The sequence below is a fragment of the Sphaerisporangium sp. NPDC049002 genome, from assembly GCF_040649355.1.
Classification (GTDB): Bacteria; Actinomycetota; Actinomycetes; order Streptosporangiales; family Streptosporangiaceae; genus Sphaerisporangium.
Map to the genome: position 1 here is coordinate 1 of NZ_JBEZFH010000126.1, position 21,614 is coordinate 21,614.

Genomic DNA, 21,614 nt, shown 5'->3' on the forward strand with positions numbered 1-21,614 from the left:
GGCGCCGCGTCACAAGGTGCCGGCTCGTCAGCTCCCGTCCCCCGTGGGACGAGTCGAAACAGATGAGAGAACGCGAGGGGTCAGGTGCCGACGTAGGCCGCCAGGTGCTCGCCGGTGAGGGTGGAGCGGCCGGCGACGAGGTCGGCGGGGGTGCCCTCGAAGACGATCTGGCCGCCGTCGTGGCCGGCGCCGGGGCCGAGGTCGATGATCCAGTCGGCGTGCGCCATGACCGCCTGGTGGTGCTCGATGACGATGACCGACTTGCCGGACTCGACGAGCCGGTCGAGCAGGCCGAGCAACTGCTCGACGTCGGCGAGGTGGAGGCCGGTGGTCGGCTCGTCGAGGACGTAGACGCCGCCCTTCTCGGCCATGTGCGTGGCCAGCTTGAGCCGCTGCCGCTCGCCGCCGGACAGCGTCGTGAGGGGCTGGCCGAGGCTGAGGTAGCCGAGCCCGACGTCGGCGAGCCGGTGCAGGATCGCGTGCGCGGCCGGTGTGCGCGCCTCGCCGGCGCCGAAGAACTCCTCGGCCTCGGTCACCGACATCGCGAGCACCTCGCTGATGTCACGGCCGCCGAAGTGGTAGTCCAGCACCGATGCCAGGAACCGCTTCCCCTCGCACTCCTCGCAGACGGTGGCGACGCCGGCCATCATCGCCAGGTCGGTGTAGATGACGCCGGCGCCGTTGCAGGTGGGGCAGGCGCCCTCGGAGTTGGCGCTGAACAGCGCCGGCTTCACGCCGTTGGCCTTCGCGAACGCCTTGCGGATCGGGTCGAGCAGTCCGGTGTAGGTCGCCGGGTTGCTCCGTCGCGAGCCGCGGATCGCGCCCTGGTCGACCGACACCACCCCCGCGCCGGCGGGGATCGACCCGCGCACGAGCGAGCTCTTGCCGGACCCGGCGACGCCGGTGACGACCACCAGCACCCCGAGCGGGACGTCGACGTCGACGTTCCGCAGGTTGTTCGCGGTCGCGCCGCGGATCTCCAGCGCGCCGGTGGGCTTGCGCACGGACTTCTTCAACGCGGCCCGGTCGTCGAAGTGGCGGCCGGTGAGGGTGCCGCCGGCCCGCAGCCCTTCGACGGTGCCCTCGAAGCACACGGTGCCGCCCCCCGTGCCGGCGCCGGGGCCGAGGTCGACGACGTGGTCGGCGATCGCGATCGTCTCCGGCTTGTGCTCCACGACGAGCACCGTGTTGCCCTTGTCCCGCAGCCTCAGCAGCAGGTCGTTCATCCGCTGGATGTCATGCGGGTGCAGCCCGATGGTGGGCTCGTCGAAGACGTAGGTGACGTCGGTGAGCGAGGAGCCGAGGTGGCGGATCATCTTGACGCGCTGCGCCTCGCCGCCCGACAGCGTGCCCGAGGGGCGGTCGAGGCTGAGGTAGCCGAGCCCGATCTCGACGAACGAGTCGAGGGTGTGCCGCAGCGTCGCCAGCAGCGGCGCGACCGACGGTTCGTCCAGACCCCGCACCCACTCGGCGAGGTCGCTGATCTGCATCGCGCAGGCGTCGGCGATGTTGATCCCGTTGATCTTCGACGATCGAGCCGCCTCGCTGAGCCGGGTGCCCCCGCAGTCGGGGCAGGCGGTGAACGTCACCGCCCGCTCCACGAAGGCGCGGACGTGCGGCTGCAGCGCGTCGACGTCCTTGGACAGGAACGACTTCTGGATTCTCGGGATCAGACCTTCGTACGTCAGGTTGATGTTGTCGACCTTGATCTTGGTCGGCTCTTTGTGAAGCAAGTCGTGGAGCTCTGTCTTGGTGTACTTGCGGATCGGCTTGTCCGGGTCGAGGAAGCCGGAGCCGGTGAAGATGCGGCCGTACCAGCCGTCGACGGTGTAGCCGGGGATCGTGAGCGCGCCCTCGTTGAGCGACTTGCTGTCGTCGTACAGCTGAGACAGGTCGAGGTCGGTGACCGAGCCCCGGCCTTCGCAGCGCGGGCACATGCCTCCGGTGCGGGTGAAGGTCTGTTTCACGGTCTTGCCGTCACCGCGTTCGACCGTGATCGCACCGCTCGCTCGGACCGAGGCGACGTTGAAGGAGAAGGCGTTGGGCGAGCCGATGTGCGGCTGCCCGAGCCGGCTGAAGACGATCCGCAGCATCGCGTTGGCGTCGGTGGCGGTGCCGACCGTGGAGCGGGGGTCGGCGCCCATCCGCTGCTGGTCGACGATGATCGCCGTGGTCAGCCCCTCCAGCAGGTCGACCTCCGGCCGCGCCAGCGTCGGCATGAAGCCCTGCACGAAGGCGCTGTAGGTCTCGTTGATCAGCCGCTGCGACTCCGCGGCGATCGTGCCGAACACCAGCGAGCTCTTGCCCGAGCCGGAGACCCCGGTGAACACCGTCAGGCGGCGCTTCGGGATCTCGACGCTGACGTCCTTGAGGTTGTTGACCCGCGCGCCCTGCACCCGGATCAGATCGCGGCTGTCGGCGACGTGCGGCGCAGGCGACCGCGGGTCCGTCCTCGTGGCCATGCTCATTGTGTCTCCATCATCTTCTTGGGCGGGCCGCCATCGCGGTTTTCATCTGCGTCGACCGGCTCGATCTTGACCAGCTTCGAGTGGTATGTCGGGACGTCCTCGAAGCCGGTGCGCGCGGCGAACCGGTCACCCCGCTCCTGCGGCGGCGCGTCGATCATGGACGCGTCGCGGGTGTGGCGATGCTCGGTGTCGTGACGACGCTGGGCGCGGGAGCGGGGCCGGCACTCATCGGTCCTGAAGCAGCCCGAGGACGTTGCCATCGGGGTCGGTGACGGTGGCCACCAGCCTGCCGCCACCGACGTCGTGCGCGGGTTCCTTCACGGTGGCCCCGGCAGCGGTCACCTCGGCCAGCTTCGCCTCGATGTCCGGCACGTGCCAGTAGGCCACCGGTGAGGTCATGCTCTGCGGTCCACCGGCCGGCACCAGCCCGATGTGCTGGCCCTCGGCCTCGAAGCCGACGTAGTAGGACCCGTCGAACTGCGGCGCTATGCCGAGCAGGGCGGCGTACACCGCCTTGGCCGTCGCCAGGTCGGAAACGGGATGCAGCACGGTCTTGATTCCCTGGGTGGAAGAGCCGGTCATGGTCACTCCTGAAGTCGTGGGTCTGGTCGGGATTGTCTGGCTTGAGGGCGAACGGGGGGTCGCGAATCGACGGCCCTTTCGCCCCGGGTCGCGGTTTCGCCGTTGGCCGTTCGTCTTAACCGGGCCCAGCCCGCGAGAAAAGGAGGATCACCGGGGCCGTCTCCGGGCGATCGCGATGGAAGGCATGGGAGGCGTCCGGGTCGGTGTGCGGATGAAAGGTGATGTGCATGGTGGTTCAGGCTAGTTGCGGCTCGTTGACCTGCGCTTCTCGATTCCTGATCGGTCTTGTCACCTGTTTGGCGACGCACGACGGGATCCCCTCCGTCGCGCGGGTCGCGTGGCGCCGGTAGGTGCTGGGCGGCACGCCGACCAGCTCGGTGAAGCGCGTGCTGAAGGTGCCCAGCGACGAGCAGCCGACCGCGAAACAGACCTCGGTGACGCTGAGGTCGCCACGACGCAGCAGCGCCATCGCGCGCTCGATGCGCCGCGTCATCAGATACCTGTACGGCGACTCACCGTAGGCGAGCCGGAACTCACGGCTGAGGTGCCCGGCCGACATGTGCGCGCCGCGGGCGAGCGCCTCGACGTCCAGCGGCTGCGCGTACTCTCGGTCGATCCGGTCGCGGACGCGCCGCAGCCGTGCGAGGTCACGCAGGCGCTGCGCCGCGGCGGGGCTGCCGGCCACCTGCGAGATCGCCCCGGTCGCGCCGGAGTCGCCCTGCGCCGCCGGCGTCCCGCCCGACTCCCCGTCCCTGGCCCGGCCTGCTCCGCTCACGTCCTTGACCTGCTCAAAGCCTGAGGTTTCCGCCCACTTGCCCCACGCTAACACGTCTCATCAGTGGTCAATCCACGGCAGGTCAGGCACCGTTCTCGTCCGCTGGGACGGGGACCAGTTCGGCGAGCAGCGCCCGTACCCGGGTGTCGATCTCGTCGCGGATGAGGCGCACCCGCTCAACGCCCTGCCCGGCCGGGTCATCGAGCTGCCAGTCCAGGTAGCGCTTGCCGGGGAAGATCGGGCAGGCGTCGCCACAGCCCATGGTGATGACCACGTCGGCGGCTTGGACGGCGTCGGTGGTGAGGGGTTTGGGGAACGCTTTGGTGAGGTCCAGGCCGAGTTCGTTCATGACGGCGATGACGGCCGGGTTGATGGCCTGGGCGGGCGCGGATCCGGCCGAGCGAACGGTGACCCTGCCGCCGGCGTGGTGGTCGAGCAGGGCGGCGGCCATTTGGGAGCGTCCGGCGTTGTGGACGCAGACGAACAGCACCTCGGGGAGGTCGGACACGAGTGCTCCTTTGGATCAAGACGGCGGCGCGTAGCCGGTCGGCGGTGAGACGGCGGCCAGGGGTGGGCAGATGGGGGCGGCCTCGGGCGCCGTGGCTGAGCGGGTCATCAGAGTCGTGCACCGGCTCGGCGACGGTCGCTGGGGCGAGGGTCCCGGCGTGGCGCGCGGCCGGCGAGCCGCCGGCGCAGCGCGAGGGAGACGTAGACGAGGGCGACCAGGACGGGGACCTCGATCAGCGGGCCGACCACGCCGGCCAGGGCTTGGCCGGAGGTGACGCCGAAGGTGGCGATCGCCACCGCGATGGACAGCTCGAAGTTGTTCCCGGCGGCGGTGAACGCCAGCGTCGCGGTGCGCTCGTAAGCGAGGCCGACCAGGCGTCCCAGGGTGAAGGCGCCCGCCCACATGAGCGCGAAGTAGGCCAGCAACGGCAGCGCGATCCGGGCCACGTCCAGCGGCTTGGAGGTGATGGCGTCACCTTGCAGGGCGAACAGGATCACGATGGTGAACAGCAGTCCCCACAACGCGGCCGGGCCGATCTTCGGCAGGAACCGGGTCTCGTACCATGGCCGGCCTTTGGCCCTCTCCCCCAGACGGCGGGTGAGGTACCCGGCGGCCAGCGGGATGCCCAGGAAGATCAGCACCGAGCGGGCGATGTCCCAACTGGAGATGTCCAGCGCGGCGGTGGACAAGCCGAGCCGGCCCGGCAGCAGGTCGAGGTAGAACCAGCCGAGCACCGCGAACGCGACCACCTGGAAGACGCTGTTGAGCGCGACCAGGACGGCGGCGGCCTCCCGGTCCCCGCACGCCAGGTCGTTCCAGATGACGACCATGGCGATGCACCGGGCCAGCCCGACGATGATCAGGCCGGTGCGGTAGGCGGGCAGGTCCGGCAGGAAGATCCACGCCAGGGCGAACATCAGCGCCGGGCCGGCCACCCAGTTGAGCACCAGCGAGGTGAGGAGCAGCCGCCGGTCACCGGTCACCGTCTCCAGCCGGTCATAGCGGACCTTGGCCAGCACCGGATACATCATCACCAGCAGGCCGAGCGCGATCGGCAGCGAGATGCCATCGACCCGCACGGCGTCCAGGGCCGGTCCCAGGCCGGGGACCGCCCGGCCGGCCACCAGCCCGATCGCCATCGCGGCGGCGATCCACACCGGCAGCAGCCGATCCAGCGTCGGCAACCGGCCGACCACCTCCGTCGCGTCGGTGGCGGCGGTTTGGCGGGTGCCGGTCACGCCATCGCCGTGACGCGCGGCCCCAGGATCGCCGACAGCCGCTCCAGCACGCCCGGGTTCGCCCAGTAGTACACCCACGTGCCGCGCCGCTCACAGTCGATCAGCCCCGCTTGGCGCAGCACCTTCAGATGGTGGCTGATGGTCGGCCCGGTGAGGTCGAAGGCGCCGGTCAGGTCGCACACGCACGCCTCGCCGCCCTCGTGGCAGGCGATCAGCGACAGCAGGCGCAGCCGCACCGGATCGGCGATCGCCTTGAACAACGGTGCCAGCTCCGCGGCCTCGGTGCCGCTCAGCGGCTCGCACACCAAAGGCGCGCAGCACGCCTGCCCGGCCTGGCCGGTCCCGGCCGCTTCGAGGACCGGCAGCAGTTGTTTCGACATACCTCTAAGTTGACAGATTTCTAAGCAGTAGCGCAAGCTGGGGAGACCCGCTGAATAGATGTTCATCTAAACAAGGGCGGTGACGGCCACCGCCCGCTCGCACCCGTGGAGGATCACCATGTCCCGCGTACAGCTCGCCCTGCGCGTCTCCGACCTGGAAGGCTCGATCGCCTTCTACTCCAAGCTGTTCGGCGTCGCGCCGGCCAAGCGCCGCCCCGGCTACGCCAACTTCGCCATCGCCGAGCCTCCGTTGAAGCTGGTCCTGCTTGAGGGCGAGGAGGGCCAGGAGACCCGCATGGATCACCTGGGCGTCGAAGTCGAGGACGGCGACCAGGTCACCGCCGCGACCCGGCGGCTCACCGACGCCGGGCTGGCCACCTTCACCGAGAACGACACGTCCTGCTGCTACGCCCTGCAGGACAAGGTGTGGGTCCGCGGACCCGGCGCCGAGCCATGGGAGGTCTACGTGGTCAAGGCCGACGCCGACACCCTCGGCAAGTCCGCGGCCGCCGATCAGGACCCCGCGGCCGCGTGCGCCTGCGGCCCGGCCCACGGGTGCTGAAGCCGGAGACGACAAGACGGGCCGGATCTCGCCCGTGGTGCGGCGTGTGGTCGCGCCGGGGAAGCAGGAAGGGGGTGATCAGCATGAGAAGACCGGCGACGGCGATCGCGGCGCGGGGGCCGGTGATGCTGGCCAGCAGGCCCCACAGCCCGGTCATGACCGCGACGGTCGCCTTGCTGGTGACCGACCACGCTGAAAGGGTGCGGGCGATCCGGTCCGTCGCCGTCTGGTCGAGCCGGTAGGTGGCGAACACCGGGCTGAACACTCCCATGCAGGTGATCAGTCCGAACTCGACGGCCATGACGAGCACGAGCCCGGCCACGCCGGGCCGGATGGAGGCCAGCCCGAGCGACCAGCACGCGCGCAGTGCCCCGGCGGCGAGCATGACCTTGTGCCGCCCGAACCGTGCGACGAGCGGGCGGGCCAGCCGTGAGCCGATGATGCCGCCGACGCAGGGCAGGCCGAACGCGAGGCCGTACTGCCACGGCGCGAACCCGAGGTCGCTGAGCATGAGGACGGCGAGCAGTGGCGAGGTCGCAAGGATCAGGCCGTTGACCAACACCGTGTTGAAGAACAGGAGACGCAGGGCCGGGTGGGTCAGGATGTACCGCCACCCTTCGAGCAGGTCGCCGGGCCGGAGCCGCCGGCCCGGGCCCACCGGGGGCGCCCGGGGCAGCGGCCGGGGCCGACGCGCTCGTAGCCGAGGAGCCGTCCGGCCAGCTCGGTGTCGAACAGCTTGCGGGGGGTGAAGCCGATCGCACGGATCCCTGCGGCTGAGAGCAGATAACTGACCGCATCGGTCACCACCGTCATCACCGGTCCGAACAGCCCGATCGCGGCCGTGCCGACCGGCGGTCCGAGCACGGCGGCGGTCCAGGTCGTGGACTCGAATCGCCCGTTCGCGACGAGCAGGTCCTCCGGCCGTACGAGCGCCTTCAGATACGCGCCACTGGCCGCGTTGAAGGCGATGTCGGCCGCACCGACGACGACGGACACCACCAGGAGCTGGACGAAACTGAGCAGACCGAGTGCGTACGCGGCAGGGACGGTCATCAGTGCCATGAAACGGGTCAGGTCCATCGCGACCATCACCGGCCTCTTGCGGCGGAACTCCACCCACGGCCCGAGCGGCACCGCCACCGCGGCCCCCACCGCCAGCCCCGCTGCCGCCATCATCGACACCTCGGCCGGCCCGGCGTGCAGCACAAGGATCGCGACCAGGGCGAACGCGTCGAACGCGAGCCGCGTGCCGAACGTGCTGACCGCGTACGCCGCCCACAGCCACCCGAACCGCCGGCCCAGCGGTCTCCTGCCCACCATGCTCAGCGCCCCCTTGATGTCCCACCCGAACAAACCGGCGTTGATCAGGGAGAGCAAAGCAAGCAGCACGACAGCAGGTCAAACAACCAATCTGCGTGCGAGCCACAACCAAGCGTTGTGCACTAAGGTGGATCGGCATGGATCTCGACACCGTCCGGACCTTCGTCGCCGCCGCTGACGCGGGGCAGTTCCAGGAGGCCGCCGCCGACCTGTCGATCACCCAGCAGGCCGTCTCCAAGCGCATCGCGGTGTTGGAGAAGGGCCTTGGGGTACGGCTGTTCACCCGCACCGCGCGCGGCGCCGAGCTCACCATCGATGGGCAGGCGTTCCTGCCCCACGCGCGCGATCTGCTGCGCGTCGCCGAGCGCGCGGTCGCGTCCGTGCGCGCCGGCAGCCGTCCGCTGCGCGTCGACGTGATCAGCTCGCGCGGCGCGGCGTCGGGCCTGATGCGCGACTTCCACCGCGCGCACCCCGGGATCGAGCTCGGCGTGGTGATGCTGTTCGACGTCGAGACGGCCGTCGCCGCCATCCGGTCCGGTGCGATCGACGCGTCCTTCCGCGCCGTCGCCGTGCCCGGCCGGCCCCTTCCCGGGGACATCGAGTCCGTCCGGGTGCTCGACGAGTCGCTCCAGCTCCTCACCGGGCCCGCCCACGCGCTGGCGGGCGCCCGGTCGGTGACCGTCGCTCAGCTCGCCGGGCACCGGATCTGGATGCCCGGCATCGTCCCCGGTACCGAGTGGGCCGCCTACTACGACGACCTGGTCGCCGAGTTCGGCCTCACCATCGAGGCGACCGGCCCCAACTTCGGCTCAGACGCGCTCCTCGACACCATCGCCGACACCCCCGCCCTGGCCACTTTCATGGGTGAGCAGACCCGCCTGGTCTGGCCCGCCGGCCACGGCCTGCGCCGCATCCCGGTGACCGACCCGACGCCCGTCTACCCGCACTCGCTCCTGTGGCACCGCGACAACCCCCACCCGGCGCTGACCACCCTCCGCGCCCACCTCACCGCCACAGCGACCGGCCACGACGCCGGCGGGACCTGGGCGCCGGGCTGGGTGATTCCGCCGCCCTGACGATGATCGAGGCTGTGAACCACCGATTCGGCTCAGATCGCGGTCGCCCCGGCGGTCATGACGCGGCGTCCCAGGTGACCGGGAGGCTCTTGACCCCGTAGATGTCCGCGGTCTCCGGGCGCAGGCCGACCTCATCGGCAGGTACGGCGAGGCGCAGGGTGGGGAAGCGGGTGAGCAGCGCGGGGAAGGCGACCCGCATCTCGACGCGGGCCAGCTGCTGGCCCAGGCACTGGTGGATGCCGTGGCCGAAGGCCAGGTGCCCGCCGTCCTGCCTCCGGAGGTCGAGCACGTGAGGATCGGCGAAGCGCTCGGGGTCACGGTTGGCGGTGTTGTACGACAGGATGACCGCCGTACCGGCCTCGATGGTCCGGCCGCTTAACTCGACGTCCTCAAGCGCCGTTCTCATGAACGTCTTGGCGACGCTCAGATACCGCAGCAGCTCCTCCACGGCCCGGTCGGCGAGCGCGGGATCGGCGCGCAGCGCGCCCTGCTGCGCCGGGTTGCGCAGCAGGGCGAAGGTGCCCAGGGCCAGCATGTTCGCGGTGGTGTCGAGCCCGGCCGCCAGCAGGATCAGGGCGACACCTCGCAGCTCCTCGTCGGTCAGGTCGCTGTCGGTGAGGTCGCTGAGCACGTCGTCGGTGGGGTTCGCGCGCTTGGCGGCCACCAGCTCCGCGAGGTAATCCTGGGTCGCGATGTAGGCCGCCAGCTGGTCCTCGTCGCTCTTCTCCCCGCTGAGGAACGACTCGACCTGCTCCTGGAAGGAGCCCCGGTCCTGGTACGGCACGCCCAGCAGCTCGCAGATCACGATGGCGGGGATGGGCTTGGCGAAGGCGGTCACCAGGTCCGCCGGCGGCCCGGCCTTCTCCATGGCGTCCAGGTGGTCGGCGGTGATCTGCTCGACGCGCTCGGTGAGCAGTCGCATCCGCCGTACGGTGAACTTGCCCACCAGCGGTTTCCGATAGCGCCCGTGCTGTGGCTCGTCCATGAGGATGAACTCGCCGGGCGGCGCCGGAGGGATCTCCATGCCGGTGATGTCGATCAACGGGTGGAGCATGAGCTCCTTGCGCGAGCTGAACCGCGAGTCGGCCAGGACCGACCTGACCAGGTCGTATCCGGTGATCAGCCAGCCGGGTCTTCCGCTGGGGAAGGTGTAGCGGCTGATCGGGCCGTGCTCGCGGGCCTGGATCAGTTCCTTGGGCGGGTCAAAGGGGCAGCCGGGCTGACGCGCGGTCGGCAGCGTTGTGACGATGTGCTCCATGGTCGTTCCTCTCGTTGACCTAGGCTCTACTCGCGATAGTACGTGTCTTCCCCGGCTCGAAAGCGATGTCGAATTCAGAGCCTTCGCCTGGGCTCAGGCGCGGCTCAGCGGGTGGACTCGCGGTTGAACAGCTTCTTCGACCAGAGGTAGCCGCCGAGCGCGATGACGACGCACCAGCCGACCGCGATGACGGCGTTGTTCCCGATCGGCGTGCCCATCAGCAGACCGCGCAGGGTCTCGATGAGCGGCGTGAACGGCTGGTACTCGGCGAACCAGCGCAGCACGGTGGGCATCGAGTCGGTCGGGACGAACCCGCTGCCCAGGAACGGGAGCAGCACCAGCGGCAGACCGACGTTGCTCGACGACTCGACGGTCTTGCTGGCCAGGCCGAACGCGACCGAGAGCCAGATGAAGGCGAAGGTCATCATCACCAGGACACCGATGAGGGCGAGCCAGTCGCCGGGCCCCGCCGACGGCCTGAAGCCGATGAGCAGCGCGACGCCGATGACCGCCGCGATGCTGAGCATCGTCTGGATGAGGCTGCCGATGACGTGCCCGGTGAGGACGGACACGCGGGCGATGGCCATGGTGCGGAACCGGTCGACGATGCCCTCGGTCATGTCCATGGCGATCGAGATGGTGGTGCCCTGGACCGCGGCGGTGATCGCCATCAGGATGATCGCGGGGGTGACGTAGTTGACGTACTCCGCACGTCCGCCGGAGACGCCGCCGAGCCCGGCGCCGAGTGTGCCGCCGAAGACGTAGACGAACAGCAGCAGGAAGACGATCGGCATGCCGATGAGCTGCACGGTCATGGACGGGTAGCGCACCATGCGCTTGAGGTTGCGGCGAAGCATCGTCGCCGAGTCGGTCAGGGCGTACGACACAGTGCTCATCGTGCGGTCACCTTCTCCTTGTCGCCGGTGAGAGCGAGGAAGACGTCGTCGAGGTCGGGGGTGTGCACGCTCAGCGAGCCGACCTCGACCGCGTTCTGGTCAAGCCGGTCGAGCAGCGCCTTCAGCGAACTGAGGCTGCCGTCGTGCGGTACGCGCAGGGCGAGTGTGTCGCTGTCGCGGGAGACCTGGCCCACGGCGCGCGCGGCGGATTCGAGGTCGCGCTCGTCGGCGAACCGCAGCAGGACGTGGCCGCCGGGAACGCGCCGCTTGAGCTCGTCCGCGGTGCCCTCGGCGACGATCTTCCCGTGGTCGAGCACCGCGATCCGGTCGGCGAGCTCGTCGGCCTCCTCCAGGTACTGGGTGGTGAGGAAGATGGTGACGCCGCCCGCCACGAGCTCCCGTACGATCTGCCACATGGCGCGGCGGCTGCGCGGGTCCAGCCCGGTTGTCGGCTCGTCGAGGAAGATCACCTGCGGTGAGCCGACCAGCGTCATCGCGAGGTCGAGCCGCCGCCGCATCCCGCCGGAGTAGGTCCCCGCCGTCTTCTTGGCCGCGTCGGCGAGGTCGAACTGTTCGAGCAGCTGGGCGGTCCTGCGTGTGCCCGCCTTACGGCCGAGGTGGTGCAGATCCGCCATCAGGGTCAGGTTCTCCTGGCCGGTCAGCAGGTCGTCGACCGCCGAGAACTGACCGGTGACGCCGATCGCGGCACGCACCGCGTCCGGCTCGGTGGACAGGTCGTGACCCGCGATCCGCGCGCTGCCCCCGTCGGCGCGGATCAGGGTGGACAAGATCTTGACTGTGGTGGTCTTGCCGGCGCCGTTGGCGCCGAGCAACGAGAAGACGGTGCCACGCGGGACGTTCAGGTCGACGCCGTCGAGCACGACGTGGTCACCGTACGAGCGGCGCAGTCCGGTCGCCGTGATCGCGGATGGGGATGGCATGGTCATGAGAACCCTTCGGGATCTGGTCAGGAACGGCGGACGGTGATGTCGCCGAACGAGGTGTGCGCGCGGACTTCGACGGTCCGCTCGGCCTTCTCCGGTGCTCCGCTGAGACCGTCCAGCGCGTTCTCCACCCGCCCATGCGAGGTGTTCAGGTCGAGCCATGCGGCGGTGCCGGCGGCGACACCGACTTCGAGGTTGCCGGTCGCGGTGTGCAGCGTGACGGTGTCGCGCGTGACCTGGCCGACGCGAATGGTTCCGTTGGAGGTCTTGGCTTCCACCATGGCGTCGGCCCGGTCGACGGAGATGTCGCCGTTGGCCGAGCGCACCCGCAGTTCGCCGGCGATGGTGCCGATGTCGGTGTTGCCGTTGGAGTTCTTGATGACGGCGGTGCCGCCGATCTCGCCGATGCGCACGCGCCCGGTGCCGGTGGAGACGTCGGCGTCGCCCGCGACCGTTTCGACGGTGATGTCGCCACCCGAGGTGCCCAGTCGAAGCGGTCCGGTCCGGTCGAGGCGGAAGTGCCCGACCGACGCCTTGATCCGGCACTCCCCCAGCGTGCCGGCGCCGCGCAGGTCCGCCACCGACAGGTCCGCGTGCACGTGCGAGCCGGTGGGAAGTTCGATCAGCACGTCGACCGACCTGGTCTTCTTGGAGAAGTCGAGCATGCGGGCCTTCGGCCCACGGACCGTCAACGTGCCGTTGGCGTACTCCACGCGCGTCTTCTGCGCGGCGTCCACATCGGACTCGTCCGACTCGTCGCTCGGCCGTACCTCCACGACGGTGTCGGTCCGGTCGCTCGCGATGATCCGCACGTCGCCGACGGAGAGCTCGATCGTGGCGGAAATCGGTTCGGGCGTGGCGAAAACAGGCATGGCTATCCCCTCAGAATGGGTCAGAAGAGCATCTCCGCTGGTGGGAGATGTGCGGAGAACGTGGGTGTGGGTGTCGGTGCGGGCTAGCGAGCCCAGCCGGTGTAACGCTGCGCGCCACGCTTGCCGCGCCGGTCGGAGCCCTGGTCGCTCTCCGGGGCACGCAATGCGGTCGAGGCGGCCCGCACCAGCCAGGCGTTGAGCGAGCGGCCTTCCTTGCCCGCCGCCTCCTCGATCGCGGCCTTGAGCTGTTCCGGGAGGCGGACGTTGATCCGTGCCAGTGGGCCGTCCTCGAAGCTCGCCGCGGCGTCGTCAGCTAGCGCCGCGCCCAGATCCGGGGTGCCCTCGAATGCCTGCTCCGGCTGCCGAAGCGTCACGACGAAGTCCGGGTCACGTCCACGCAGGCGCACCTGGACCGAACCTGGAGCCAGGTCTCGGGTGATCTCGTCGGCGGCGGCCGACAACGCCTCAAGCAGGGTGAGCCGGATCGCCGACTCCATCGACACGGTCAACCGCTCGATCAGCACACTGGCGTCACCATCGCCGGTCTCGACGGCGGTCAGCAGCTCGCGACCGAGGGAGGCCACATACGGGGTCAGGTCCATGGCATCACTATGGCACATAGTGATGCCATCATCAAGCCATATTGGCTCAGATTGGCACCACTCTGGCTCAGGATGAATGCTCGGGCGATCCCGGACGACAGTCCGACTCCGGAACTCGCACGCCGGAGGGGTGCGCTCGTCGCGCCGAACCCGCGCGTAGGCCTCCCAGCGCACCGGCAAGTGCTGGTGATCACTTGCCCGCGGCCACGGCCTTCAGCTCGTCGAGAGACTCCCGGATGAGCCGGCAGAAGTCCCGCGTGTTGGATTCGCTGATCCAGCGTTCGAACGCGATCTTGAAGACGGCGACCCCCGCCTCGGCGGTCAGGCTCGCGGCCGGTTCTGTGACGCCGCGCAGGCGCAACGTGTCGGCGAGTGCCGCGGACAAGGACGCGAGCTTGACCAGCTCGCGTTCCTGGAGCTCGGCGTTGGCGGCGATGACGGCCTGACGGCGCCGGGACAGTTCACGGCGGTCCTGGAACAGCGCGGCGACGGCTTCGAGGACCGTGGCCATCGCGTCGATCGGCGCCGCGGATTCAGGAGTGCCGGCGAGAGTGCTCACGAAGAACTCCTCCAGAGGGCTCGCGCCAGGGAACAGGACCTCGCGCTTGTCGGCGAAGTGCCGGAAGAACGTTCGCTCCGTGAGCCCCGCCCGCTTGGCGATCTCCGCCACGGTGGTCTGTTCGAACCCGCGCTCGCTGTAGAGCTCCAGCGCCGCCTGTTCGAGGCGCCCGCGCGCGTTCGGCTCCCATCGCATGCCGCGATCATACGTGATGGCAGGGACTGACATCGGGTGCTAGGTTGATGACAGGAACTGACATCGGCTGGTCCTCGCGCGACCCCCGCACCGGCGACGGCCGACTACCAGGAGGTTTCCCATGCGTGTTTTCGTTACCGGCGCGTCCGGCTGGATCGGCTCCGCGCTCGTCCCCGAGCTCATCGGCGCGGGCCATCAGGTCGTCGGGCTCGCCCGCTCAGATGCCTCGGCCGCGGCCCTGACCTCGGCCGGGGCCGAGGTGCATCGCGGCACCCTCGACGATCTCGGCAGCCTGCGGAACGCGGCTGCCGCGTCGGATGGCGTGATCCACCTCGCGTTCAAGCACGACATCGCCTTCTCGGGGGACTTCCAGGGCGCCGCCGATGCGGATCGCCGCGCCGTCGAGACGTTCGGCGAGGCGCTCGCGGGGTCTGACCGACCGCTCGTCATCGCCTCCGGGACGGGCGGGGTCGCACCCGGGCGCGTGGCGACCGAACGCGACGGGCACGGGCCCGACCCGGCTGTGGCCGCTCAGGGCGGCGGCCCGGGGACCCGGTCGGCCACCGCCGAGTTGGCGCTCTCCCTCGCTTCCCGCGGCGTGCGCTCGTCGATCGTGCGACTCCCCCCGACCAATTACGGCGAAGGAGATCCCGGCTTCATGGCGACCCTGGTCGGCATCGCCCGCGACAGGGGCGTCTCCGGCTACATCGGCGACGGGACCAACCGCTGGCCCGCCGTGCACCGACTCGATTCCGCGCACCTGTTCCGCCTCGCGCTGGACAAGGCCCCCGCGGGATCGACGCTGCACGGCGTCGCGGACGAGGGCGTGCCCATCCGCGACATCGCCGAGGTCATCGGCCGCCATCTGAACCTGCCAGTTGTCTCCATCTCTCCCACCGACGCAGGCGAGCACTTCGCCTGGCTGGCCGGCTTCCTCGCGGCTGACGTCCCGGCCTCCAGCGCGCTGACCCGCGAACTGGTGGGGTGGCAGCCGACGCGTCCGGGGCTCCTCGACGACCTCGGCAAGGGCCATTACTTCCACAACCCCTCCACGTGATCGACCGCACCGGAATCAGGGCCGGCTCCGCACCCGCAGGGAGAGAGTTCTCGGCGCTGTGGGACACCCACCACGTCGCCGTACGCCGCACCGACGTCAAACGCTTCCTGCACCCGGTCGTCGGCCTCCAGGATCTGACCCACGGCTGAACCGCTCCGCGGCCATGTGGCCTTGACCAGCGCGGTCCCAAGCCGCACGAGAACCCCCGGGTAATATCTGTCATGCGAGCCAGTGACATTCCTTCTGGTCATGAGGGGCTGACGGGTGAACAGCGCAAGTGATCCTCAAGCCGATATCCGGGCTCGGCTCCAGCGGCACTGGGAGGCCTCCGAACGCGGGGACGTCGACGCTGAGCACGCGATCTACGCTGCAGACGCGATCCTGGACTACCCGCAGTCGGGCGAACGCTTCAGAGGCCGGTCAAGGATCCAAGCGCAACGCGGCGGACACCCGGCCGAACGCCACTTCACCATCCGCCGGATCCTGGGCGGCGGCGACCTTTGGGTGAGCGAGTGCGTGATCACCTATGACGGCGTGCCCACCTACTCGCTCAGCGTCATGGAGATCACCGATGGCCTCGTGACGCACGAGACCCAGTACTTCGCCGACCCCTTCCCCGCGCCTCCCGGGCGCGCCGCGCTAGCTGAGCCGCTTCCGGTCCGCGACCAACAAGCCGATTGAGCTGTCGGGTCGATGAGCGACATCGACCGGACGGCGCCGCATTTCCATGGAGACGCCGGCGTTGATGAGTCCGGTGGCATGAGCGTGGCGGAGCGGGGAGGCTCCGCGTCAGGCCGGGCCGAGGACGCAGAACGCGTTGCCTTCCGGGTCGGCCAGAACCGTCCACGGGAGGTCGCCTTGGCCCACATCGGCGGGCGTCGCGCCGAGCTCCTTCAGGCGCGCGACCAACTCCGCGTGATGGGTCGCAGAAGTGGTGGCGAGTTCGATGTGCACGCGGTCTTTCACTGTTTCGGGGTCCGGGACGGCGATGACGTCGACGCAGACGGCGTCGGGGGCCGGCCAGGCGGAACCCAGGGGCCTAACGCTGGTCGCACCGGGTTCTCCGCTGAAAACACCCCAGCCGAGCGCCTCCGCCCAGAACCGGCCGAGCGCCGAGTCATCCCGGGCTTTGACGTTCACCTGGACAAGTCGCAGCGCCATGCCGCCAACCCTATAGACGAAGGGATGAACTGACAGTCGAGACCGCCGACTCCGGCCGGGCGGCCGGACTCCGACCACGACCGGCTACGCCGGGTCTGGGGACTGGAGTTTGCGGCGCAGGTCGGCGGCCTGTGGATGGCCGAGGTCGCGGAAGATCTCGTACGCCTCCAGCCAGCGCTCGCGGGCCGTGCGCGGGTCGCCGGTCGCCTCGCTCGCGTCGCCGAGATGCCCGAGAAGCTGGGCCCGCAACCCGGCGCTGTTCATCATGCCGGCCAGCCGGAGTCCTCGCTCGTAGTGCCGGATCGCGGTCTCCGGGTCGCCCAGCCGCTGGTGGAGCAGGCCCAGCGTGTCCAGGGTGACCACCTCGTTGGCCCGGTCGCCCGCCCGTTGCTGCAACTCCAGCGCTCGCACGTGGAACGGCAGCGCCTCCTGGTAGGCGCCGAGCTCGGAGTGGTACCAGCCCACCGCGAGGCTGGCCTTGCCCGCCCAGAGCGGGTCGTCGAGCTCGTCGAAGAGCGACAACGCCTGCTCGGCCTGGTCGAGCGCACGCTCGCCGTCGCCTTGGAGCCAGTGCACATACGACAGCACGAAGCGGCTCTCGGCCTCGCCCGCCCGGTCTCCGGCGGCGAGGCTCAGTTCGAGCGCCTGCCGCATGTGGGCGTGCGCGTCGTCGAACCGGTCGAGCCGGCCGTTCACCGCGCTAAGGAAGCGGTGCGCGTGCGCCGCCGCCGGCTGGTCGGTCAGAGCGGTCGCCGCGCGCAGCGCCACCGCCCACGCAGCCCCCTCGTCATGCCAGCGCCGCCGGTCGTTCAGGACTGTGTCCAGCGCCCAGCTCAGCTGCCAGGCGTGCCGGTGCATGCCCTCGGCCTCCGCCTGCCGCAGCGCGGTCAGCAGCACCGCGTGCTCGGTCTCCAGCCATTCCAGGGCGGCCGGGACGTCGAACACGCGTTTCGGCTCGGCCCCGTCGGCGGGCGTGCCGAGGGACATCGGGATGGGCGCCCGCACCGGATTCAGCACCAGCTCGGCGTGGTAGGCGGTGTGGGTGTAGTGGTCGAGCAGCCGGGTCAGCGCCGCCTGCCGCTCGGTCTCGGACTCATCGGCCCGGGCGCGCTCGCCGGCGTAGACGTGCAGCAGGTCGTGCATCCGGTAGCGGCCGGGCGCGTACTCGGTGACCAGGCTGGCGTGGGCCAGCTCGGCCAGTGTCCGCCGGACCTCCGGCAGCGCCCGGCCGGCCAGCGCGGCCGCGGCCGTCACCGCGAGGTCGGCGCCCGCGACGAGCCCGAGCAGCCGGAACAGCCGCGCGGCCTCCGGGCCCAGCGCGTCGTAGGACCAGGAGAACACGGCGCCGATGTCGAGGGCCGCGAGCCGGCCGCCCGGGTGACGCAGCTCCGCGGCGATCATCGCGGGCGGGAACCCGGTGAGCCGCGCCCGCGCACCGACCAGCGCCAACGCCAGCGGGAGCCGTCCGCAGGCGGTCGCGATCGCGGCCACGGCCTCACCGTCACCGTCCCCGGCCCCCGGGTGCGATCGGCCGCCGGTGCCGAGCCGGTGGCCGAGCAGCTCTACCGCCTCCTCGATGCCCGGGACGTCCAGCGTCAGCGCGTCGGCACCGGTCTCGGCGACCAGGGCGGTGAGCTGCCGGCGGCTGGTCACGACCGTACGGGCGTCCGGGCCGGCGGGCAGCAGCGGCCGGACCTGGTCGGCGTCGCGGGCGTTGTCGAGCACGACCAGCAGGCGGCGGCCTGCGGACCGGCTGCGGTAGAGCGCCACCTGCGCCTCGAAGCCGGGTGGGATGCGGTCGGGCGGCAGCCCGAGAGCGTCCAGGAATCCGCGGATCACCTCGGCCGGATCGGCCGCGGCGTGGCGGGAGAAACCGCGCAGGTCCACATACAGCCGGCCGTCCGGGAAGCGCGGCGCGACCTGGCGGGACCAGTGCACGGCCAGTGAGGTCTTGCCCACGCCTGCGGGGCCGGAGACCGTGACCACCGCGGCCGTGGCCGAGTCGAGCGCGCGCAGCGCCTCGGTCCGGCCGGTGAATCCGTCGACGCCGGCGGGTAACTGCGAGGGCACCGGCGCGAGTCCCGTGTCCGGCCGCGCGGGGACCGGCGACCGTCCGGCGTCCGGTTGCGCGGCGAGCTGGAAGGCGGCCCGGTCCGACGGGGACAGTTTCAGCGTTTCGGCGAGTACCCGGACGGTGCTGGACCGGGGCACCGCGACGCGGCCGGACTCGATCTCGCGGATCTGCCGCTCGCTGACGCCGGACAACGCGGCCAGCTCCTCCTGCGTGAGCAGTGCCCGAACCCGGAAGTCACGCAGCACCTCGCCGAACATCGATCCCCTTCCCGCCGGGCCACGGTACCTGATCTTGTCCGCGCCGCCCGCAGCTTAACCGCCGCTCAACCGCCGGTCGAGCGCCTGCCGCTCGGACCGCCGCGGCTGGTTCGCTGGAGGGGCCTCACCGGTCCTGCCACATCCCGGCAGAACCATGCTCGACATCTGGGTCGCGGCTGCCCCGGTGAAGCACTGAGTGCCGGCAACCGTCCTGGCCACCGCGAACGAGGGGAAACTCCAATGCGAACACGACGACTCACGACGGTCCTGACGCTGTTGCTGGCGATCTCCACCGCCTCGCCCGGGGTCGCCGGCGCGGAGTCCGACGCGGTCACCACTCTCGGTCAGTGCAATTTCGGCTGTTCCGAAACGTGGAACCAATCGCAGACCAGTGTGTACATCGCGCGTAACTGGTGCTGGGGCGACAGCGCGCCCAAGGCCGACAACGCCATCTGGAACTGCAAGTCTGACAACGTCGACCAAGGGTTCATGTGGATCTACGCGGGCGACAACAGCCCGTCCGGGCAGGACTGGGACACCTTCCGCGTGGATGCCGGCTGGTGCTACGCCGTGTCGATGTTCACCTTCCCCGGCCCGAGCCAGGGGGACCGCATCTACGACCGCCGGGGACTTGGCGGCCTATGGATCAAGGTCTCCAACAATCAGCGAGCCGTGGTGACACACCAGAGCCAGAGCAGCTGCTGACCTCAGGGGGAACCGGCCGGCCTCGGCTCGCCCCAAGCCGGCCGAACACAGCGCGTACCCGAACTGCGGACTCGTGAACAGAAACGCGTACGGCGGCCGGACACCGCACAAGCCGGGGATACCGGCCGCCGTACGCGATCAAGGCGGCGGATCACAGGGCATCCCCTATTCCGACCCGTGAAACCGTGGCGAACCGCTGGTGGTCTCGCGCTTTGGCGGTCAGGACGGCTGAACTTCGTCGAAGAAGGCGAGGGCTTGGGTGGGGTCTGGGCTCACGAGGCGTTCCAGACCGGCCGTCGTGATCTTCGCCCACCTGCCTGCCCGTGCCCACATCTGTACCTCGAAGGCGCGGACGGCCTCGTCCAGATCGCCGGGGGCGGCGGCGACGGACTCGGCGCCTTCCAGCATCGCGAGGTTCGCGCCCACCCCCAATGGGGGCATCAGGTGGGCGGCGTCGCCCAGTAGCGTCACCCCGGGGACCTGGGCCCAGGTGTGGGACACGGGCAGGACGTGGAGGGGGCGGTGGACGAAAGCGGTTCCGTGGCGGAGGAGGTCGAGGACGGGAGCGGCCCAGCCGTCGAACAGAGCCAGCAGGCTTGATCGCACGGCCTCGGCGTCGGCCAGGTCCAGGGCCGCGCGCCGGTTCAGGTTCGTGTGCCAGTCCAGCGGCGCGCGGAACTGGGCGTACACCTTGATGTGGCCGCCGCTGTTGCGCTGGGCGACGAGGGCGCGGTTCACACCGTACACAGCCATGGAACCGTCGCCGATCATCCGGGCGAGGTCGGGGTGGCGGGTGTCGACGTCGTCCAGGGAGGTCTCGACCGAGGTGACGCCGGTGTAGTGCGGCGTCGCGGACGAGATCGCCGGGCGTACCCGGGACCAGGCGCCGTCCGCGCCGATCACGAGGTCGAACGTCTCCTGTCGCCCGTCCGCGAAACGTACCAGCACGCCGTCCCGGGTCCCCGGCACTACCACCGTCACGCCCCGCCCCCACTGAACGTCGAGGGGGCCGAGCCAAGGCCGTGTACGACGGCACGGAGGTGGACGCCGAGGCGTCCTTCGCGACCGGCCTGGACTGGGTCCTGGACGCCGTGGCCGCCAAACTCGCCCGCCCGCCGGCGTGACGTTCAAGATCGCCGTGTAGCTGTACTCGCACGGCAAGGGGACGGCCGGGCTCGAAGTAACTTGTGGGAAGTCTTCTTCTCGTGAGTTTCACAGGACGATCGACACGCAACGGATCATCTTTTCTGATTTTTAATTTCTGGAAATTAAAATCTGTTAGAGTCCGGCTGTGGCGGTGAAGGCGAGAAGTGGCGGGCAAGGCTCGCGCGGCGATGCCCTGGAGGACGCGACCGAGGAAGCCGGGGCGGCGGGAGTGACGCCGTGCAAGCACTGCGGCGCGGCGATCGAGCGGCGGGCCGGCCGCGGCCGGCCCAAGGAGTACTGCCCGCAGAACGACTGCCAGGCGGCGGCCAAACGGGCACGCGAGCTGCGCCGCGCCACCCCCGGCCTCGAAGGCACACTCGCCCGCGCCGAAGACCTGTACGACCGGATGGAAAAGGGCCTGGCGGCGGCCATCGCCCCGCTGGCGCAGGTGCTGGCCGACGAGCTCAGCCCGGCCGGGGTCGAGGCCAAGCTCAGCGCGGTCCAGGCCGAGGCGCACACCCGCGTGGCCATCGCCCGCACCGAGCGAGAGCAGGCCTTCGAGCAGGTACGGCTGGCACGCGAGGCCACCGAGCACGCGCGCAGGCAACGCGAGAGCATGCGCGAGCAGGTACGCGAGGCACTCGCCGAGCGCGACACCGCCCTGTCGGACGCCGAGAACGCACGCGAGCAGGCACTGGCGGCCCTCCGGGAGGCGGCCACCACCGAGCGACACGCCAAGCAGGCGGCCGAGGAGGCCAACCGGCGCGCCATCACAGCCGAAACCGCCCGCGACCAGGCCGTACGCGAGATGACCGAGAAGGTCGAGGCCGCCGGCGCAGAGGCGAAGAACGCGCGCGCCGAGGCCCAGCAGGCCCGGCAGGCCGCCGAGCAGGCGTCAGCCGAGCGGGACGCGGCGCGAACCGAGGCCGAGCTGGCCCGCCGCGCCCGGGTGGAGGCCGAGCAGGCCGCCGCCGGAGCG

The 21,614-nt window shown here is 70.4% G+C and carries 24 protein-coding genes and 1 pseudogene; 7 read left to right on the forward strand and 18 right to left on the reverse strand.

Annotation, left to right across the window (positions count from 1 at the left end; all coding sequences use genetic code 11):
• Positions 1–80 precede the first annotated feature (80 nt).
• From AB0B89_RS23235 to AB0B89_RS23265, 7 genes are all read right to left on the reverse strand, one after another.
• Positions 81–2,468 carry an excinuclease ABC subunit UvrA gene (locus tag AB0B89_RS23235; protein WP_358556431.1) on the reverse strand — a complete coding sequence of 796 codons (2,388 nt, stop codon included), beginning with the start codon at positions 2,466–2,468 and terminating at the stop codon, positions 81–83.
• Entirely contained in the window at positions 2,465–2,626 is a 162-nt protein-coding gene (locus AB0B89_RS23240) for a hypothetical protein (RefSeq protein ID WP_358556434.1), read from the reverse strand. The genes AB0B89_RS23235 and AB0B89_RS23240 overlap by 4 nt, the downstream gene beginning before the upstream one ends.
• Positions 2,627–2,693: 67 nt before the next feature.
• The gene (locus AB0B89_RS23245) at positions 2,694–3,050 is read right to left on the reverse strand and encodes a VOC family protein (protein ID WP_358556437.1); all 357 of its coding nucleotides are present in this window, start codon (positions 3,048–3,050) and stop codon (positions 2,694–2,696) included.
• Positions 3,051–3,285: 235 nt separating this feature from the next.
• The gene (locus AB0B89_RS23250) at positions 3,286–3,735 is read right to left on the reverse strand and encodes a helix-turn-helix transcriptional regulator (RefSeq protein ID WP_358556499.1); all 450 of its coding nucleotides are present in this window, start codon (positions 3,733–3,735) and stop codon (positions 3,286–3,288) included.
• Between the two features lie 172 nt (positions 3,736–3,907).
• Positions 3,908–4,333 (reverse strand): arsenate reductase ArsC, encoded by a 426-nt coding sequence (locus AB0B89_RS23255; RefSeq protein ID WP_358556440.1) that lies wholly within the window; start codon positions 4,331–4,333, stop codon positions 3,908–3,910.
• Between the two features lie 107 nt (positions 4,334–4,440).
• Positions 4,441–5,571, reverse strand: a complete 1,131-nt coding sequence (gene arsB, locus AB0B89_RS23260) for an ACR3 family arsenite efflux transporter (RefSeq protein WP_358556442.1) — start codon at positions 5,569–5,571, stop codon at positions 4,441–4,443.
• Positions 5,568–5,951 (reverse strand): metalloregulator ArsR/SmtB family transcription factor, encoded by a 384-nt coding sequence (locus tag AB0B89_RS23265; RefSeq protein ID WP_358556445.1) that lies wholly within the window; start codon positions 5,949–5,951, stop codon positions 5,568–5,570. The genes arsB and AB0B89_RS23265 overlap by 4 nt, the downstream gene beginning before the upstream one ends.
• 118 nt (positions 5,952–6,069) lie before the next feature.
• On the opposite strand from AB0B89_RS23265, the gene AB0B89_RS23270 reads away from it, so the two are divergent.
• Positions 6,070–6,513 (forward strand): ArsI/CadI family heavy metal resistance metalloenzyme, encoded by a 444-nt coding sequence (locus AB0B89_RS23270; RefSeq protein WP_358556448.1) that lies wholly within the window; start codon positions 6,070–6,072, stop codon positions 6,511–6,513.
• On the opposite strand, the gene AB0B89_RS23275 is transcribed toward AB0B89_RS23270, so the two are convergent.
• The gene (locus tag AB0B89_RS23275) at positions 6,422–7,171 is read right to left on the reverse strand and encodes an MFS transporter (protein WP_358556451.1); all 750 of its coding nucleotides are present in this window, start codon (positions 7,169–7,171) and stop codon (positions 6,422–6,424) included. The two genes, AB0B89_RS23270 and AB0B89_RS23275, sit on opposite strands and share 92 nt — an antisense overlap.
• Positions 7,111–7,902, reverse strand: a complete 792-nt coding sequence (locus AB0B89_RS23280) for an MFS transporter (protein WP_358556454.1) — start codon at positions 7,900–7,902, stop codon at positions 7,111–7,113. Before AB0B89_RS23280 ends, AB0B89_RS23275 begins: the two co-directional genes overlap by 61 nt.
• A gap of 68 nt (positions 7,903–7,970) precedes the next feature.
• On the opposite strand from AB0B89_RS23280, the gene AB0B89_RS23285 reads away from it, so the two are divergent.
• Positions 7,971–8,909, forward strand: coding sequence for a LysR family transcriptional regulator (locus AB0B89_RS23285; RefSeq protein ID WP_358556457.1), 939 nt, complete (start codon positions 7,971–7,973; stop codon positions 8,907–8,909).
• A 55-nt stretch (positions 8,910–8,964) separates the two neighbouring features.
• Here the strand turns inward: AB0B89_RS23285 and AB0B89_RS23290 are convergent, their stop codons facing one another.
• The 6 genes from AB0B89_RS23290 to AB0B89_RS23315 form a co-directional block, all read right to left on the reverse strand.
• Positions 8,965–10,167, reverse strand: coding sequence for a cytochrome P450 (locus AB0B89_RS23290; protein ID WP_358556460.1), 1,203 nt, complete (start codon positions 10,165–10,167; stop codon positions 8,965–8,967).
• Positions 10,168–10,271: 104 nt separating this feature from the next.
• Complete coding sequence (locus AB0B89_RS23295; protein ID WP_358556463.1) at positions 10,272–11,063, reverse strand: ABC transporter permease; 792 nt, start codon at positions 11,061–11,063, stop codon at positions 10,272–10,274.
• The gene (locus tag AB0B89_RS23300; RefSeq protein ID WP_358556466.1) at positions 11,060–12,010 is read right to left on the reverse strand and encodes an ATP-binding cassette domain-containing protein; all 951 of its coding nucleotides are present in this window, start codon (positions 12,008–12,010) and stop codon (positions 11,060–11,062) included. The genes AB0B89_RS23295 and AB0B89_RS23300 overlap by 4 nt, the downstream gene beginning before the upstream one ends.
• Positions 12,011–12,030: 20 nt before the next feature.
• On the reverse strand, positions 12,031–12,879 hold the full coding sequence (locus AB0B89_RS23305; RefSeq protein ID WP_358556469.1) for a DUF4097 family beta strand repeat-containing protein: 849 nt from the start codon (positions 12,877–12,879) through the stop codon (positions 12,031–12,033).
• An 83-nt stretch (positions 12,880–12,962) separates the two neighbouring features.
• Entirely contained in the window at positions 12,963–13,481 is a 519-nt protein-coding gene (locus AB0B89_RS23310) for a toxin-antitoxin system HicB family antitoxin (protein ID WP_358556472.1), read from the reverse strand.
• 190 nt (positions 13,482–13,671) lie between these two features.
• Positions 13,672–14,235 carry a TetR family transcriptional regulator gene (locus AB0B89_RS23315; RefSeq protein ID WP_358556475.1) on the reverse strand — a complete coding sequence of 188 codons (564 nt, stop codon included), beginning with the start codon at positions 14,233–14,235 and terminating at the stop codon, positions 13,672–13,674.
• A 121-nt stretch (positions 14,236–14,356) separates the two neighbouring features.
• On the opposite strand from AB0B89_RS23315, the gene AB0B89_RS23320 reads away from it, so the two are divergent.
• The 3 genes from AB0B89_RS23320 (at position 14,357) to AB0B89_RS23330 (ending at position 15,973) form a co-directional block, all read left to right on the forward strand.
• A complete protein-coding gene (locus AB0B89_RS23320) occupies positions 14,357–15,292 on the forward strand; it encodes an SDR family oxidoreductase (RefSeq protein ID WP_358556478.1) in 936 nt (311 codons plus the stop codon).
• Positions 15,289–15,441 (forward strand): hypothetical protein, encoded by a 153-nt coding sequence (locus AB0B89_RS23325; RefSeq protein WP_358556481.1) that lies wholly within the window; start codon positions 15,289–15,291, stop codon positions 15,439–15,441. The genes AB0B89_RS23320 and AB0B89_RS23325 overlap by 4 nt, the downstream gene beginning before the upstream one ends.
• Before the next feature lie 115 nt (positions 15,442–15,556).
• Entirely contained in the window at positions 15,557–15,973 is a 417-nt protein-coding gene (locus AB0B89_RS23330) for a nuclear transport factor 2 family protein (RefSeq protein WP_358556484.1), read from the forward strand.
• 108 nt (positions 15,974–16,081) lie between these two features.
• On the opposite strand, the gene AB0B89_RS23335 is transcribed toward AB0B89_RS23330, so the two are convergent.
• Complete coding sequence (locus AB0B89_RS23335) at positions 16,082–16,453, reverse strand: VOC family protein (protein WP_358556487.1); 372 nt, start codon at positions 16,451–16,453, stop codon at positions 16,082–16,084.
• 84 nt (positions 16,454–16,537) lie between these two features.
• Entirely contained in the window at positions 16,538–18,784 is a 2,247-nt protein-coding gene (locus AB0B89_RS23340; protein WP_358556490.1) for a tetratricopeptide repeat protein, read from the reverse strand.
• Positions 18,785–19,024: 240 nt separating this feature from the next.
• Here AB0B89_RS23340 and AB0B89_RS23345 point away from each other — a divergent pair, with 240 nt between their 5' ends.
• Positions 19,025–19,489 (forward strand): hypothetical protein, encoded by a 465-nt coding sequence (locus tag AB0B89_RS23345; protein ID WP_358556493.1) that lies wholly within the window; start codon positions 19,025–19,027, stop codon positions 19,487–19,489.
• A gap of 219 nt (positions 19,490–19,708) precedes the next feature.
• Here the strand turns inward: AB0B89_RS23345 and AB0B89_RS23350 are convergent, their stop codons facing one another.
• Complete coding sequence (locus tag AB0B89_RS23350) at positions 19,709–20,470, reverse strand: hypothetical protein (RefSeq protein WP_358556496.1); 762 nt, start codon at positions 20,468–20,470, stop codon at positions 19,709–19,711.
• 310 nt (positions 20,471–20,780) lie between these two features.
• Here AB0B89_RS23350 and AB0B89_RS23355 point away from each other — a divergent pair.
• Positions 20,781–21,614 (forward strand): annotated as a pseudogene (locus AB0B89_RS23355) (hypothetical protein); the annotation flags it as partial.